The sequence below is a fragment of the Negativibacillus massiliensis genome (assembly GCF_900148495.1).
Classification (GTDB): Bacteria; Bacillota; Clostridia; order Oscillospirales; family Ruminococcaceae; genus Negativibacillus; species Negativibacillus massiliensis.
In genome coordinates, this window is the sequence record NZ_FTRU01000007.1 from 430,993 (window position 1) to 446,392 (window position 15,400).

Annotated in this window: 20 protein-coding genes and 3 pseudogenes; 2 read left to right on the plus strand and 21 right to left on the minus strand. The window is 49.4% G+C overall.

The genetic code is table 11. The features are described 5' to 3' along the window. The 14 genes and pseudogenes from BQ5375_RS04715 to BQ5375_RS04780 form a co-directional block, all read right to left on the minus strand. Positions 1-381, minus strand: coding sequence for a PrgI family protein (locus tag BQ5375_RS04715; protein ID WP_076917511.1), 381 nt, complete (start codon positions 379-381; stop codon positions 1-3). Further along, positions 350-838, minus strand: coding sequence for an XF1762 family protein (locus BQ5375_RS04720; RefSeq protein WP_076917512.1), 489 nt, complete (start codon positions 836-838; stop codon positions 350-352). Before BQ5375_RS04720 ends, BQ5375_RS04715 begins: the two co-directional genes overlap by 32 nt. After that, positions 826-1,395, minus strand: a complete 570-nt coding sequence (locus BQ5375_RS04725) for an MT-A70 family methyltransferase (RefSeq protein ID WP_008816178.1) — start codon at positions 1,393-1,395, stop codon at positions 826-828. The genes BQ5375_RS04720 and BQ5375_RS04725 overlap by 13 nt, the downstream gene beginning before the upstream one ends. A gap of 13 nt (positions 1,396-1,408) precedes the next feature. After that, positions 1,409-2,278 (minus strand): VirB6/TrbL-like conjugal transfer protein, CD1112 family, encoded by an 870-nt coding sequence (locus tag BQ5375_RS04730; protein ID WP_007046101.1) that lies wholly within the window; start codon positions 2,276-2,278, stop codon positions 1,409-1,411. A 39-nt stretch (positions 2,279-2,317) separates the two neighbouring features. Next, positions 2,318-2,416: pseudogene (locus BQ5375_RS04735) on the minus strand (Maff2 family mobile element protein); the annotation flags it as partial. A 148-nt stretch (positions 2,417-2,564) separates the two neighbouring features. Further along, on the minus strand, positions 2,565-4,451 hold the full coding sequence (gene ltrA, locus BQ5375_RS04740; RefSeq protein ID WP_076917513.1) for a group II intron reverse transcriptase/maturase: 1,887 nt from the start codon (positions 4,449-4,451) through the stop codon (positions 2,565-2,567). A 722-nt stretch (positions 4,452-5,173) separates the two neighbouring features. Further along, positions 5,174-5,302 (minus strand): annotated as a pseudogene (locus BQ5375_RS04745) (Maff2 family mobile element protein); the annotation flags it as partial. Positions 5,303-5,459: 157 nt separating this feature from the next. Next, the gene (locus BQ5375_RS04750; RefSeq protein ID WP_076917515.1) at positions 5,460-5,780 is read right to left on the minus strand and encodes a hypothetical protein; all 321 of its coding nucleotides are present in this window, start codon (positions 5,778-5,780) and stop codon (positions 5,460-5,462) included. 16 nt (positions 5,781-5,796) lie between these two features. After that, positions 5,797-6,609: pseudogene (locus BQ5375_RS04755) on the minus strand (VirD4-like conjugal transfer protein, CD1115 family); the annotation flags it as partial. Between the two features lie 86 nt (positions 6,610-6,695). Further along, positions 6,696-7,061, minus strand: a complete 366-nt coding sequence (locus BQ5375_RS04760) for a hypothetical protein (RefSeq protein WP_007860222.1) — start codon at positions 7,059-7,061, stop codon at positions 6,696-6,698. Positions 7,062-7,138: 77 nt separating this feature from the next. Further along, the gene (locus BQ5375_RS04765) at positions 7,139-7,333 is read right to left on the minus strand and encodes a transposon-encoded TnpW family protein (RefSeq protein ID WP_002596333.1); all 195 of its coding nucleotides are present in this window, start codon (positions 7,331-7,333) and stop codon (positions 7,139-7,141) included. A 43-nt stretch (positions 7,334-7,376) separates the two neighbouring features. After that, entirely contained in the window at positions 7,377-8,240 is an 864-nt protein-coding gene (locus BQ5375_RS04770; protein ID WP_007860224.1) for an ATP-binding protein, read from the minus strand. Next, on the minus strand, positions 8,237-8,986 hold the full coding sequence (locus BQ5375_RS04775; protein WP_021413286.1) for a phage replisome organizer N-terminal domain-containing protein: 750 nt from the start codon (positions 8,984-8,986) through the stop codon (positions 8,237-8,239). The genes BQ5375_RS04770 and BQ5375_RS04775 overlap by 4 nt, the downstream gene beginning before the upstream one ends. A gap of 113 nt (positions 8,987-9,099) precedes the next feature. Then, complete coding sequence (locus BQ5375_RS04780; protein WP_007860226.1) at positions 9,100-9,498, minus strand: cysteine-rich VLP domain-containing protein; 399 nt, start codon at positions 9,496-9,498, stop codon at positions 9,100-9,102. A 126-nt stretch (positions 9,499-9,624) separates the two neighbouring features. On the opposite strand from BQ5375_RS04780, the gene BQ5375_RS04785 reads away from it, so the two are divergent. Both BQ5375_RS04785 and BQ5375_RS04790 read left to right on the plus strand, forming a co-directional pair. Further along, on the plus strand, positions 9,625-9,903 hold the full coding sequence (locus BQ5375_RS04785; RefSeq protein ID WP_005924829.1) for a type II toxin-antitoxin system RelB/DinJ family antitoxin: 279 nt from the start codon (positions 9,625-9,627) through the stop codon (positions 9,901-9,903). Beyond that, positions 9,900-10,190, plus strand: coding sequence for a type II toxin-antitoxin system YafQ family toxin (locus BQ5375_RS04790; RefSeq protein WP_002596328.1), 291 nt, complete (start codon positions 9,900-9,902; stop codon positions 10,188-10,190). The genes BQ5375_RS04785 and BQ5375_RS04790 overlap by 4 nt, the downstream gene beginning before the upstream one ends. A 107-nt stretch (positions 10,191-10,297) precedes the next feature. Here the strand turns inward: BQ5375_RS04790 and mobQ are convergent, their stop codons facing one another. From mobQ to BQ5375_RS04825, 7 genes are all read right to left on the minus strand, one after another. Continuing rightward, positions 10,298-11,743: a MobQ family relaxase gene (gene mobQ, locus BQ5375_RS04795; protein WP_076917517.1), complete on the minus strand. Its 1,446-nt coding sequence runs from the start codon at positions 11,741-11,743 to the stop codon at positions 10,298-10,300. Between the two features lie 190 nt (positions 11,744-11,933). Next, a complete protein-coding gene (locus BQ5375_RS04800; protein ID WP_007860237.1) occupies positions 11,934-12,224 on the minus strand; it encodes a DUF3847 domain-containing protein in 291 nt (96 codons plus the stop codon). A gap of 28 nt (positions 12,225-12,252) precedes the next feature. Next, on the minus strand, positions 12,253-12,714 hold the full coding sequence (locus BQ5375_RS04805) for an RNA polymerase sigma factor (protein ID WP_007860238.1): 462 nt from the start codon (positions 12,712-12,714) through the stop codon (positions 12,253-12,255). Between the two features lie 10 nt (positions 12,715-12,724). Continuing rightward, positions 12,725-13,177 (minus strand): sigma-24, encoded by a 453-nt coding sequence (locus tag BQ5375_RS04810; RefSeq protein ID WP_021413289.1) that lies wholly within the window; start codon positions 13,175-13,177, stop codon positions 12,725-12,727. A gap of 103 nt (positions 13,178-13,280) precedes the next feature. Then, entirely contained in the window at positions 13,281-13,694 is a 414-nt protein-coding gene (locus BQ5375_RS04815) for an RNA polymerase sigma factor (RefSeq protein ID WP_007860240.1), read from the minus strand. A 455-nt stretch (positions 13,695-14,149) separates the two neighbouring features. Beyond that, the gene (locus tag BQ5375_RS04820) at positions 14,150-14,611 is read right to left on the minus strand and encodes a hypothetical protein (protein ID WP_007860242.1); all 462 of its coding nucleotides are present in this window, start codon (positions 14,609-14,611) and stop codon (positions 14,150-14,152) included. Between the two features lie 7 nt (positions 14,612-14,618). Beyond that, positions 14,619-15,398, minus strand: a complete 780-nt coding sequence (locus tag BQ5375_RS04825) for an ABC transporter permease (protein ID WP_076917518.1) — start codon at positions 15,396-15,398, stop codon at positions 14,619-14,621. Positions 15,399-15,400 lie beyond the last annotated feature (2 nt).

Here is a 15,400-nt window from a genome sequence, read left to right on the forward strand (position 1 = left end):
TTAGGCTTTGCCTTTGCTGTGCTGTTGTTCAAGCTGCAATTCCTCCTGTTCTTTGATTTTCTGCTGAATCTCAGCGTAGAGATTGTTCGTGCGATAGGGACGCACCTTGTCCCGGATGAACATGGACTGTACGATGTGGTACAGATACTTCTCGGCTGGCTGACCGTCCTTCTCGTAAAGCGCGAAGAAGATGAACGGGAGCATGATCACCACCATCAGCATTGCCGCCGTAGACAAGTCGAGATGTGCCTTCGTCAGAAAGAAGATCGGAACGCCGACTGCCGCAGCGATGGAAAAGCAAATGAGCTGCCGCTTGGTCAGGTTGAACATGACCTTCGTTTTGACGCGGTTAAGATCCTTCGGGACCGGAACAAATGCCATTGACTGTTTCCTCCTTTCTAAGCTGCTTTTCATAGCGCAGCTTCATTTGTGCGGGATATTGATCCTCCTTCGGTTGACGCTTGCCCGTCCAGCGAAGTCCACCCGCTTTGCCTTGACAGATCCAGCCGGAAGCCCGAAGGCTTGCACCGTTTTCACTTTCCAGCGTGTAGGTGATGATGCGCTTATAGCCCATAGCCGCAGTAGCTCTTGCCGCCGCGCCGTAGAGAAAGCTGCAAGCGTTCTTTGCGCCATTGGTGCATAGCCTTGTGACCTCCAATGTGAAGCCGTCATCCAGATACCGGCTGACGGGACGCCCAGCGATGATTACACCGACCAGTTCACCGTCTGCTTCACAGCCGATGGAAAACTTGTGACCGGCAACAGGCTTGTGATGCCGGTGATGCTGCCGGACATACTCGTTGGCGTCACGAAGAGAGATGGGTTTTAGCCGCAGCATGGTGTTTCCTCCGTTGGAAGATGAGCCGTGCATTCGACCTCGTTGCCCCAAACATCCCAGCCTTCGGGAGACTGACGGGCAAAAAGCTCTACGCGGGGAAGGTCTCCCATGAGCCGAACAATGCGCTCCCGCGCTTCATCCGGCTTTTTGGAATGCTCTTCAATATGACTGAGAATGACCTGACGCACACCGGCGTCAACACGCTTCGGATGTCCCTTCGTGGCAAGGATGCAGATTTCCGCGTTTGCCCTTGTCCAATACCCCATGCCGGTGAAGAGGTCATCGTTCCTGCGGTTTTGCTTCACCCATACAAAAGCCACGGTCTTATAAGAAAAGCCCCATGCCGTCAGCACTTCGAGTGCTTCACAGAGGCATGGGAACGTGATCCAGAGGAACAGAGCGCAGTCCTTCGCAGCCAGTTCGCCAACCGGAAGTGCCTTGATGTCTTCAATGCACATCGTCGGATAATGGCTTTCTGCCGACCGCCCCTGTCCCTTCTTGGAGTAAGTCCGATACGCCCAAGGGGGATCGGCGTAGATGATGCTGTACTTCTTCATGCTGCCGACCTCCTTAGTGCGCATGGAAAATGGATTTTGCGAGGCTTCCGGTCTTGAACAGCGAGAAGCACAGAATAACCGTGTACGCTGCCACAGAGAACAGAGCCGAGTGAATGTTGTCTGCGATAATCATGCCGTTGATCAGCACCGCATAGATGCCAACGCAGACCATGATGAGAAAGCCCTGAAATGCCAGAGCAAACAAGCCTTTCAGATAGTTCGTTCCGATGCTGCCCCATTCGCGGTTGCTCATGGTTGCGATGGGAATAGGCGCAATGCTCACGGTGCAGTAAATCTCAATCATGCGCCCGTAGAGAATGACCGTAATGAGGATCGCCATGATTTTGAGGCACAAGCTGATCAGAAGCGTTTCTATCGACAGTCCGAGCAGTTCTCCGACACCCATGTTCTCCATGCCGGTACGCATCTGCGCAATCGTCGAATCAATATCAATGCTGGTGTTGCCGTGGATGACTCCGGCTGCACCGGAAACCACGTTCTGCCCGATGTCGAATACTGCCATCACGATGTCAAACGTGTGTGTCACGAGGTAGATCGCCACAGCCGCCTTGAAAAACCACTTGAAGAACATCCAAGTGTCCATGTCGTGAAGGTTGTTTTTCTCGGTGATCATGGAAATCAGCTCGTAGCACAAAACGAAGGTGATGATGATACCAGCGATGGGGACTATCACGTTTTCGGATAGTCCCCGGATCATCTGGTACACGCCGCCGTTCCAGCCGGACGGTGTTTGCCCAACTTCGGCGGCAATCGTTCCTACCTTCTCGTTGACATCGGTGAACATATTGGTCAGGTTGCTCTCGATCCATCCGATCAGCATATCCTTGAGAGCCTGTTCGATCTTTTCTAAAATGCTGCCCAATATTTCACCACCCTTCGGTTAAGCTGGGCTTGCCGTGGATTAGCCGAACAAACCGGAGAGCAGGGGGATAAGGGTCGTGCCGATCAGCACCACACCGCCGCCAGCCATGAGCTGCTTGATGCCCTGAGACTTAGCGCCGGATAGCGATAGGTAATCCTTTGAAGTTATCTCCAGATTTTCCCCCGCTCCACACCGTGCATGCGACTTTCACCGCACACGGCGTTCCATCGAATTCAGCCGTCCAGGGTTTTAAACACAACTTACACACTTCGTTACAGCATTAAATTCAAAGAATAATAGGTGGCATTTCTGCCATAGTACGAAGTTTGTTAAGCTTTTCTATTTGTTTATCATCAAGATTTAAGGATTTCAGGTACTTCTCAATCGTAGGTTCTGAAGAAGCATGGATAAGGATATGAACTTCTTTGCTGACAAGAATAAGATTTGTGTATTCATCCGAACCACCATTGTTTACGGGCACTTTATGGTGGCAGTGAATATCATGAGAATCCATCAGAATTCCCGTCACTGCACATTTACCATACTGTGCCGCATACAAGGAGATACGGTTATCCGCATATTCAATGGTTCTGCCCTTTACAGGATTTCTCATCAGCCATAACATTGTCGCTGTGTCGATTGCAAGATTCTTATGAATCTGTTCCCGACCTTTGACCGTATACTTATTGATGGATTTCCTTTTATGCTGGGCATTCTTCGGCTGGACATATCCCAGTGGAATCACCGGACGTTCATGAAGGAACCTCATCTGTCTGCTTGCTCCATACTTTTCTTTAATAAACCCATTTCTGAGCTGTCCCTTTTTGGATAAGTCACCTTTCAGTCTGTTTCTGAGTTGTTTGTTGATACTGAAGGCAAGTCTGCTGAAATCATGGGATACTTCTGTGGAAATACAATAGTATTCATGAAGTCCGGCAACTACAGCGTTATATTTCTGAAGCTGCATGAACTGAGCATTATCATCTGACGAATGAGCCAGTTTCTTTACTTCTTCCGAGACTTTTCCATGAGCCTTTTTGTATGCTTTATCGCTCATATGAGACCGAACTACATACTTCTTACCCTTTTTACGGACTTTCAGCTTGAACCCGAGAAAATCAGAATACTGTCTTTTGAGATTAACTACTTTGGATTTGTCAGGGCTGATTTCCAGCCCCAGCCTGTCCTTTAGCCATAACTCTGTTGCCTTGTATGCTCTGACAGCATCCTCATGTGATGCGCAGAAAATTTTAAAATCATCTGCGTACCGGACTGCATGCATCTCTTTTAATCTGCTCCGACGCAGAGCCCTGTAAGCGTGGCTCTTAATCTCTGTTCCCTGCGCATTGCTCCTCTTTTTGAATTTTGTCTTTGTTGGCATCTGCTCCCATTGGGAAGCAATCCACCAGTCCAGTTCATTCAATACGATATTTGCAAGCAATGGCGACAAAATACCGCCTTGCGGGGTACCCCGTGTGGGATATGTTTTCTCCCCATTTGGCAGAACAACAGGTGCTTTCAGCATCTCTTTTATAATGCATAACAGCTTTTTGTCCCGGATTCCCAATGCCCATATCTGACGCATCAGCTTTGTATGGCTGATATTATCAAAGAATCCTTTAATATCGAGGTCAACCACATGGTACAGATGCTGTATCTGTATCAGCCTCATGCATTGCGCAATAGCAGTCTCAGCAGAACGGTTCGGGCGGAACCCGTTTGAGTTCTCACTGAATTTTGCTTCACATATCGGCTCCATAACCTGTAAAATACATTGCTGTACGATTCGATCAACGATAGTTGGAATTCCCAGAGGTCTGGTCTTTCCATTGGGCTTTGGTATCTCCACTCGCCTTACGGGTCGTGGATGATAATTACTGAATTGTCTCCGTATGAGACGGACGTAAGCTTCCTCGCTTAACTTTGCAAGGTCGGCTATCGTCCTTTTATCCACTCCCGAAGTATCACTTCCTGTATTCTTCTTTATCGTCCTGTATGCAAGCTTGATATTTTCTTCACTCTCGATGATTTCCATCAGATGGTTGAAGGTTTTATTTTTCTTACTTTCTGCATACAGCCTGTCAAAAGTGCCCTCCATGTCGTAATACTCTGAGTTGCGGATTTTTCTCTGTTTACTTTTCCTTTCTTGCTGCCCCGAAGTCAACACAGGCATCCTCTCCCTTCGGTTTGGATTTTCTTTGTCATACTCGAAGCTGTGTTTGTTGTGTTTTCATTTTTATTGCTGAATTCGACTTGTGGCTATCCCTCCACCGCTTACTTATTCACGGTTTCATAGGTACTGTGCCACTACTCTCACTGGAATAAAGAATGGTTATTGCCCTCTCGCGAGGGTATTCCCATCCACCACATCATTGGCTTGCAACCGCCTCCGTGTTCCCAGCTTTCCACGTTCCGATATTCCTATCATTAGATATCTTTAGGTTCTTCCTCTAAGCCTGTATCTGGTCATGCATAACCGCACCGCCTGTAACGATGCATGGACTTTCATAACAACCAATTTTACTCGCCCACAGATACCACCATAAAAGGTGTACTGCCTTTCGACAGCATCAACGTTTAGACTCGTACATTCGGAATTTCGTCAGTATTTTCATACATTCTCACCATGGATATCCGACCCCCGGCATATAGGCAACATCATCCACCTCTGGACAGCTTTCGTGTCTGGTCTGAAAACCAGTCTTACGGTTGCTCTCTGCCGACTTCACCGAGCTCTATAAACTTTTGGAGAGAGCCGTTGCATGCTCCCCGCCATTCGGAGTATTAGGGTGGCGCTTCGGGACGTTACCCCCTCATTTCACCCATCGGAATATCAGTTCTCCAAAGTTTCGGGCTACAATTGCCCTTCGACTTTGTGCGCAAGCTTTTCACTTACGAACGTGTCGCACGGTTGTCGTTACCGTAGCCTTCCAGAAGATTGATTGCACCCCAGATACCGAGACCTGCACCCAGAGCCACTACCAGAGTCTGAAGAACACCAACTGCGCTATTGAAAAATTCCATATATTTTCCTCCTGTAATTTGAATTTGTTTTTGAAATAGAAAAAGCCCTCCGTGATACCGGCGAACCGGTCGGAGGGCGAACACATGAGAGCTATTCAATTACAATCATATCTATCACCACCGCCTTTCTGGGCAAAAAGAAAAGCCCTGACCGAAGTTACACTTCACTCAGAGCAAAATCCTTGTAGACCATTTCATTTTTACTGCGTTTCCTGCCTACGCTCTCCGTAGGGGCAAGATTAGGGTAGGTTGCCTGCACCTTCTGTCGGCTTCTGCGGACAGTCTCAAAACCCGGAAAGCTGTGCTTGTCCAGTTCCTTCAAAAACACAGGAACCGTCATGGCATGAATGTCGATACCACGCAGACCGGAATAGCGTTCCAGCACCTTCAGATACAAATGATTGTCGGTATTTCTTGCCTTATGGTCAGTTTCCAGAATGTTCTTGACCAGGGCAGATACAGTTTTCAGATTTTCCAAATGCAAACCTCCTTCGTTAATCGGCATCGACTACTACATATTCATCACCTGCCTTTAATTTCAGTCTGCGACTGAGGAACTGTTCGATGTTAAACTCGTTCTTCTTGTCGTAGTCTGAGGTGTACTTATAGTTCGGGTGCTGTGTCAGATCGTACTTGTCGGATTTGAACGGTCTCGCACCACGCAGCTGTAGGATGCACTTACCACCATCCAAAACCGCCAGTTCATCCACGGTTGCAAGGTCTTTGCCCAGCTTCTGATAATTCATGCCGTAGGACGGGCTGTTACCTCTGGTGTTGGAGGTGTTGTAAGTGTCGATTGTTTCTTTACCCAGAGCCTGATTCAACTCTTTCAGGGTAGTCGGCTCAGAACCACCGAGGAAAATACGGGAGTCCATGTTGCCAATGATGGTATCAGCGTTGTCCTTGTAGATGGCTTTCAGCTGTGACTGTGCCTGAAGCACCAGACAGGCCGAAATCTCACGGCTTCGGATGGTCGCAACCAACTTCTCCAGATTGGGAATCTGTCCGATGTTCGCCGCTTCGTCGATCAGACAGCGCACATGAACCGGCAGTCTGCCACCGTACACATCATCTGCTTTTTCGCAGAGCAGATTGAACAACTGGGTATAGATCATGGAAATCAAGAAATTAAAAGTCGCATCCGTATCCGACATAATCAGGAACAGCGCCGTTTTCTTATCTCCGAGGGTATCCAACTGCAATTCGTCATAGGCAGTTACATCTCTGACTTCCTGAATATCAAACGGAGCAAGTCTCGCACCGCAGGAAATCAGGATACTCTTTGCCGTTTTACCAGAGACAAATTGTCAAGGACTTTTTAATCAAATTCACAAAAAATCTACAAAAAAGGTGCCAGAAGCATTGTATGGCTCCTGACACCTCGTTTGATAGATTACATTTTTCCGTTCAGCAGGTCTTTGCAGAGATACGCGTAGTCTGGCAGCTGGTTGATATATGACTCCCAGCGCCGCTTGATTTCGGCCAATTCCAGCGGGTCGGCTGCTTCCAGTGCATGATCGTTGCCCGTCATATACAAAACATCCGTAGCAACATCGTCCAAACACCTGCCGCAGAGATCGGCGGCTGATTCTATCCTGATACCGGTATCCACATAAAGCGGATTTACGCCAATCGTCAGCCAGACATAGCCCACCTTGTCCGACCAGAGCAGTTCAAAATCGGGGCTTTGCCGCAGATGTTCCGCAAAGACTTCCTTTACTCGCTCAATTTCATGTTTCTCTTTTTCTGTGTAAAGCATTTTTGTGTCCTCCTTGACAAAAATTTTGGTGCATACCATCATCAGTTTAGCACAAGGCGGCTTCGTTTATCAGTCTGTCACATCTGCTGAATTTCATTTTTGAGCATACGCTTGATTTTATCGCTCATGGTTTCTGTGCTGGTATTGCTGAAATGGACATGAACCTTGTAGGTCGTCTTACCGATTTTCTTTACCATCGCCGGCGTGTTTTCCGGCGCTCTGGACGCAGTAACGGCGTCTGCCACCTGCATAGTACGGGGTTCTTTGTTCATGGCGCTCCTTTCTCCGAACGGGTCTGTGCCGCCCGGTAAAAAATCAGTCGTGCTTACTGTTTACAATGTCTTTTGCTGTCTGTCGGGTAGCACCGGCATTTTCTTCCCGAAAATTCTTCCCGTCAAAGAGGATCGGCGCACACCGTTCCAAAATACGGTCATAGATACGGGCGTGGGCCAGATCAGGCGGGTTTTTCAGCTCGGACAGTTTCAAGTTTGTTGTGATAATCATGGGTCTGCGGCTGCGATAGCGGCTGTCAATGACGAAAAACATCTGCTCCATAGCATATTCGGTACTGCGCTCTACACCCAAATCGTCAATGATAAGCAAGTCATACTCATCAAAGCTGGCAATAAACTCCGACCTGTCCTCAGCGAACATCCCGGTCAGGCGGTTCAGAATGGTGGGAAAGTTCGTCATCAGCACCGGCACATCCTGGTCAAGTAGAGCGTTGGCAATACATCCGGCGAAAAAAGACTTGCCGGTTCCCACATCTCCAAACAGCAAAAGCCCGATATTGCTCTTATATGCCTCTTTCCAGTTCTCCACATAGGCATGAGCCTTGTCCATCAATGGGTTTTGCCCGTTATCATTGGAAAATGTGTAGTCGTACAGATAACGGTCTTGCAAGCCCTGTGCCTTTCGGCGTTTGATACGCTCCATACGGCGCTGCCGTTCTTCAGCAGCCTTGCGCTGCTCCTCAGCTTCCCGCTGGCACTGGCAGATGCAACGCGGCATAAAGTAGCCGGATTTCCCAAAGCATGGCACAACGGTCTGCCTCTGGCCGCCGCATTTCTTACAGTGAATGAGCCCGTCTGACAAGTCTATATACTCGTCCTCAGCCAATTCCACACCGGCAGCTGCCTTGTCGATGAACGCCCGGATTTCTGCGGTAATCTCAATCATACAGTTTCATCCTCCTTTACGCTGTAATCCCGGTTGCGTGAGGGTGTGACAGTTTTTTTAGCGTCCTCACCGGCCCAGCGCCGGATGGTCGCTGCATGGCTCTGATAACGCTTGCCGGTAGAAGCCATGTACTCGGACAGTTTTTCGATGTACTGTTCCCATACAGCAGGAAAACTGGCCTGCAAGTCAGCCAGTTCTTCATCCGTCAGGAAAATATTCTGGTAACGGCCATAGGTGTGGGAAGGGTGCCCCATTTCAGGGCGTACCTTCTCTATCTCTCTCTTTATCTTTATCTCTTTCTCTAACTCTATCTCTATCTCTGGTGGACGAATGTCGGACAAATGTCCGCCACTTGTCCGGAGCGCAGAAAGAGCCTTATTTTGAAGCCTTGCAGCCCGCTTTCGCTCAGCCTCGGTAGAGGACTGGCCGATTAAAAGTTCGATGTTGCTCATGTAGAATGTGCCGCTGTCCAGCACTTCCACAAGACCCAGCTTCAAAAAGATTTGCAAGGCTCTCTCCACAGTGCCGATCTGCTGGCGGGTGATGGTGGCGATTATCTGCGCCGTGTAAGGCATGTCCTCGTCAAGCTGGAGCCGCCCGCCATGTTTCAGCGATTTCAGATACAGCTTGAGCAGAATGTTAGAATACAGCACACCGTCCTGCATACTTTCCAGCAGCACGATAGAATCATCGTCAAAATAGTTTTCTTTGAGTTTCAGGTAATAATATTTTCGATTGTCTGACATAGGGTTCCTCCTTGGGGATTCTCTTGGGATTCTGTACGCATTTTAAGGCTATTTTAGGAGTCAGAGGATAAATCTATCAGCCTGCCTTTGACACCCTCGAAAAAAGCCTTGATTTACAAGGGTTTTTCAGCCCCTAAAGCGTGACATTTCTCCCGTTGTTTCCGCTTGCGCTTTGCGGCGTTGATCCGCTTCATGCGCGCGGCACATTCCGGGCAATATTTGGCCCTGTTAGAACCGGGGGTAAACAGCGCCCCACATACAGCGCATTTCTTAGCATTCAGTCGGTGGAACAGCGCCGTTTCCAGTTCCTTATCCTGCGGCAATACCGCCGCCCGAAACCACCTGCACAACAGGGAGTAGGAAATGGACTGGACACAGATGCATTCCTCCCCATCGTCCAGGGCGATACAGTTTCCGTCAATGTAGTTACAGCACTCATGCACCAGCCTCCGCGCTCTGCGGTACTGGCGGTAATCCATGACAGGGATAGGTTCAGTCTTGTTGTTCTTCATAAATGATTTCTTTCATAAAGCGTGTAACCTCCTCGAATGAATTTATTGTTAAATATTCGTGCAAAGTATTGTTTTCTTCGTGCAAATGGCATATACTATAATTGCCAGCAGAAAGGGGTTGATCGTATGGCTGGAAATACCACAAACATCAGTATCCGCATGGACGCAGATTTGAAAGCGCAGGCGGACGCACTGTTTACTGAACTTGGCATGAACCTGACTACGGCGTTTAACATCTTTGTGCGCCAGTCGCTTCGTGAAGGCGGCATTCCCTTTGAGGTAAGGCTGGAACAGCCGAACAAAGAAACGGTTGCTGCCATGCTGGAAGCGGAAAGGATTGCAAAAGACCCGTCTGTAAAGGGCTACAATGACCTTGACGAGTTGTTTGCTGACCTGAAAAGATGAAAGAAACCAAATATACCGTCAAGTACACGACCAGTTTCAAAAAAGACTACAAACGAGCCATAAAGCGTGGCTTGAAGATTGAGCTGCTGGAGCAGGTCGTAGCATTGCTGGCAATGGGCGAACCGCTGCCGGATAAGAACCGCGACCATGACCTGTCCGGCGATTGGGCAGGCCATCGGGAATGTCATATTCTCCCGGACTGGCTGCTTGTCTACCGCATAGAGGATGATGTTCTGGTGCTGACGCTGGCCCGCACCGGCACACACAGCGACTTGTTCGGCAAATAAACAGTCTGCCGCCGTATGGGGAAACCTGTACGGCGGTTTTTCTGTATGCAAAGGTATGTCGTGAAACGCGACACACTTGACAGGGGTACGCCAAAACGCGGTAGCCTTTACCGCTCCGGCCCACGGTCGTGAGACTTGTCCCTTTCCTGTCGGGACAGCTGCTCGGCGGTTTTGCGGAGCCGTTCCACTGCTTTCAAATCCTCCCTCATGGATTTCATGGCAAGCGTGTCCGTCTGCTTTCCGGCGGTCAGCTGGTCGATCTCCCGCTGCCATGCCTTCGGGGTGATCCCCTCGCCGCTGTCTTTCAGTTCTTTCAGATACCAGGCTGCTGCGTCATACAGGATCAGTTCCCGGCTGTGGCGCTGCTCAAACTGTTCCCGCTTTTCCGGCTTTACTTTGGCAAGCTGTTTGTGGATGGGCTTGTACTGGTTGTACTGTTCCCACATCTCCCCGCGTTCGGTAAGAATGGCGATCCGGCGCTCAGCCTTGACAATCTTTCCGCGAAGGTCATAGTAACGGCTGTTCATATCAGCGATTTTTTCATGAAGCTGCTGCATAGACTGGATGCCGTTTGCCTGTAAAAAGCTGAATAGTGCAGCGCTTTCCTGCAAAGCCCGGATTTTGCCGGTGCGGGTGCGGGGAGTGTTCAACTGCTGCTGGGCCTCCCACAAAGCAGTCAAGCTGCTTTGCTGTGTTTGTGGTTTTTCCGCTTCGTCTTTCGACCAGCGATAAAGACGGGTAATGCGGGCTTTAATTTCTTTCAGCAGTTTGTTGTCGGCGACGATCTGTCGGTTTACTTCCCCCTTGTCGGTGCGGATACCGCGCTTTTCCATTTGGCTGGCAGCTGGCCCCAGATGGACAGAGGGAATTTTATCAATGCCCTGCCGCTTGTAACTGCGGTGGTCAATGCGCTCCGGTCTACCGGCAGATTCCAGCGCCCGGTTGGTGTAGGCTGTCCACGCTGCCCGCCAAATCTCCACATTTCCTTTATCGTTCCAGTCGGTCGTATCCTCCCGATGATTTTTCCAGCCGCCTTTCCCATCCGGGATACGCTGTCCATTCTCGTCCAGATCGTATGCCTTGCGGCACTTTGCGCCCCACTGTCCGTTTTCTTTCAGAGGCCGGAGCGTCAGCATGATATGGACATGAGGGTTGCCGGTTCCCTTGTCATGGATGGCAAAGTCGGCGCACATTCCTTTGTCTACAAAATTGTCCTTCACATAGGCACGCACAAGGGCAAGCTGTTGTTCGCCGGACAGTTCACGGGGCAGGGCTGCCTCGATCTCACGGGCAAGCTGGCTGTCCCTTGCTTTCTCGATTTGCTCCACGCTGTTCCAGAGGATAGAACGGTCTGCAAATTCTGGCGGGGCGTGGGCAGGCAGCATGATCTCCGCATGGACAATGCCGCCTTTCCGGGTGTAGTCGTGGGTCATTCCATCCCATTCATTTGTCAGCTTGGTTCCGCTGCGGTAAGCAGCTGCGGCAACGGCAGAACGGCCTGCGCTGCGCTTGATGATACTGACGGGGATATGACAGAAATCTATGGGGAACACCTCCTTTCAGTGAGGGGGATAGCAGGCTCTGTGGAGCCGGACAAACGCAAAGCGGGTGTCCGACGACTGCGCAGAGCGCACAAGGGGTTTGGGGAGCGTAGCTTCCCATCGCGGACGAAGTACGCAACGCCCCCGGCAGGGCGCACAGCACCGGCAACGGTGTATAAGTGCGCCCTTGTAAACAAGGGACTTATGGCGTGTCCCCGGATTTTGGCAGGTTTGCAGTTAATTCCGCAGCCCCCGGAAGATGGGACAGGGTAATCAGAAATGCTTTGACCTCTGCGCCGGAAAGGTTGGAAGCCAGTGGGAAAATCCCCTCCAAAATGGCTCCGCGCTCAATCAGGCGGCGGGTGCGAACCCTGCGTTCTTCGTTCCGCTGCTTGTTCTCCAAAATCTTCTTGCGGTTTTCAAGCTGCCGGATCTCCTTCAGGACTTCCTCCCGTTCTTCTTTTTGTGGGTGGGCTGTAATTTTTTCGTTCATGTCAGGCACCTCTTTTCTTTGGAAATACTCATAGATTGACCGTCCATTTCTGTCGAGCAAAGTACCGGCGCAGTCTCCGCAGTGCGGCATGGATGGATTTTCCCGCCTGTGCTGGCGTGATACCCTCCATTGCGGCAATATCTTTCACTTTCATACCCAGCATATAGCGGGCGTGAACACGGCGAGCCTGCATAGGCGGCAGGGAGGAAATGGCTTCATACAATCGCCGTATCAGTTCTTCGTATTCGGCTAATTCTTCTTTTTCTATCAGGTAGTCCTCCGGCGATGGCTGCGCCCAGCCGATGGCGGCATTTTCGATTCCATCGTTACAATCGAGGGAATAAAACGCCTTATACCGGAACATCTTGCGATCTCTGGCGGCCTCGGCTCTCTTGTCCAGAAGAAACGCTTCGACGATCTCATCGGACACCTCCACAAAAATGTCCTCTTTGCAAAATGGATAATATTGTTTGAGATTGATGGTCTGCATAGGCATGCCCTCACTCTGTTTGGAAAAAGCCATCATAGCAGCGGCGCATATTCCGCAGACCTCGACGGATGGCAACGCTGACCTTGCTGCTGTGGACGCCCTCTATCCGAGAGATTTCCGGCTGCTTGATACCAGCAATGTAGTAGGCGTGAACACGGCGGGCCTGTGTCGGAGTGGCATGAGCCAGAGCCACCGGCAAAGCTGCAATTAGGTATAGGCGGGTGGTCATTTCTTCTCGTTCCAGCAAAATATCTTCCGGCGATCTGCTGTGTTCCAGTGCGTAATTTTCCAGCCAGCTGTATGCGTCCAGAGAGTAGTAGGCGCGGTGGTAGACTTTCCGACGCTCATAGTTCTCCATCTCCCGCTTGGCCTGATACATCGCTGCCCATACCTCGTCCGTAACATCCACAAACTCGTCATGCCGGTAGTGGGGATACATCCACCGCAGATTGATTGTTTTCATAGGCTTACCTCCTGAAAATCGGAGAGGCGGACAGCTCGTCCGCTGTCCGCCCCTCGCTGAGATAAGGGAAATGATCCCTTTCACTTGGTAGCCAGAAAACAGGTCATTCGTTAAGCCTGTTCTCAAAGAAATTTATAAATTTTTTTCTGACCGCCTCCACACTTTGATACACAGCCACTTTGGAGCAGCCGCACAGCACACCAATCTCTGCAAGGCTCAGCCCGTCAAGCGCATAGAGCAGGAACCGGCGGCGCTGGGCCTCGGTACAGGTGTCCAGAACAGCCATCAGCTCATGCAGCGTTTCCATGCGGCAAAGGTATTCCTCCGGCGTTTCGCCGTAGACCCCTACACCCTCGGTGGTAATGATGTACTCGTCAAACTCCCGGCCATCCCAATGCCGCCGCTGTTCATGGAACAGGTTCTCCGTTTTATGATCGGCCCGGTCAAGAAATTCATAGACTTCCAGCGTAACCTCCACGGCCACAGCTTGTCCGTTATAATTGATGGTAACTTCCATCTGTCTTTCCTCCATTCAGATTTTTTTGGTAAATCTGAATGGGGCGGCGGAGAACGGCACTGGGGCCAGGGTTCGGGCCATGCTGGCCCGATGTTTCGGCTCCATAGGGACAAAAAAGCGCCCGGACGGCATAAAGCCATACGAGCGTAATAGAGTATATTTTGCTGTTTAGTTACATGGTATAGTGCATACTTCTGACCGCATTGCTCCGCTGCTGGGAACAGGCTTTTTTTAGCTGGTGCAGGTCATGGGGACTGTGAAAAAAGGCAAAAATAGACACGGCGGCAATCCTCCTATGTGCCGCCGTGGATTTACACGGTGTTAGGTCGTCGTTAGATTGGGATAGACGAAAAGAAACGGCGGCTCTGATCTTCTCAAAGCCGCCGCTTCATAGGCGCGTGGAAATGTGTCTGCTGTACGACGGCTTTTTTCTTTTGCCGTCGTGCGGCAGAATGTTATTCAATATTCAATTCAATGTTTCCAGTAAAGTCCTCACACTCAATGCCGATATAATTTCCACCATCAGGAAGTGTAATTGTGTCACTATAAGTTCCGGTTGTTTCAATCAAAGTGACTGCTTCATCCGATCCAGAAATCCAAAATACTTTTGCAGTACCTTCCGTAACCTCCAAAGTGCAGTCAATAGACAGCTCCTTACCGGCTTCTCTTTTTATGGAAGTTCCTCCGAACACATACTCTGTATCTGAAAAATTCTCATAATCAGCCGTATAAGTTCCCGTATAATCATCGATCCCTTTTTCTTTTGTTCCTTCCAAAGATAACTTTCCTGTAAGCTCTATGGTTCCAGCCGACTGAACGATATTATTATAATGATCGAGAATTTCATCTTTTGAACAGCCAGAAAGCATAAAACTTCCAAAAAGAACAAATGCCAATGCTAAAACTGTTTTCTTCATAAAATCATCACCAGCCTTTCTTTGGTGCTACCTTTTTGGCCTTTTTCTTTGTTTGGGTTGCTTCTCGCTCTTTCATGCACAAAATCAAGATGGCAGAAATAACGACAGCAAGCACAAGACTGCAAGAACAGGTTCCGATATTCCAGTTGACTGCGGTATCATAGCTACGGTAGCCTACCATTCCGAGACTTGCGGTAATCGGATAAAGGTTTGCTAATGTCATATTTCCTGCGGCAAACATCCCTCCATATCCATAGACAAAAGCAATGATTACACCGACTAAAAAGCTACCTGCCCTCCGACAAGTAAGAGCGATAATCGGTAGAACCGCAAGGTATAAAAAGAAATTAACCGCGGTAATCTGCAAGATTGCTTTTAGTGCTAAGGAAATTTCAAAGCCGGGAAATCCCACAATCATTTCTGCTATGATTGTAAACAGGCTGCATATCAGCCCGAAAATAATAGACAATACGCCGCACACAATCAATTTTCCGGTCAGCAGTTTCTTAAAAGAGATCGGCACAGTCAGAATATTTTTCAATGTGTCATCCGTCTGCTCACGAGAAATCATATATCCAGCAATTAGGCTGATACACATCGGAAAAATCATGGACATATTGTTTTTGATGACCTGTTCTGTAAGATAGGCGAAATCCCAAACGGAACCATCATTCGCCATAGAGGTAAACAAGGTCAGCAGGACGGATAGGAGCATGAGCGCAACGCCCGCCCAAAGGATATGATACCTTTTCAATTTATAAAATTCTGTTTTTACAATGCGAACCATGT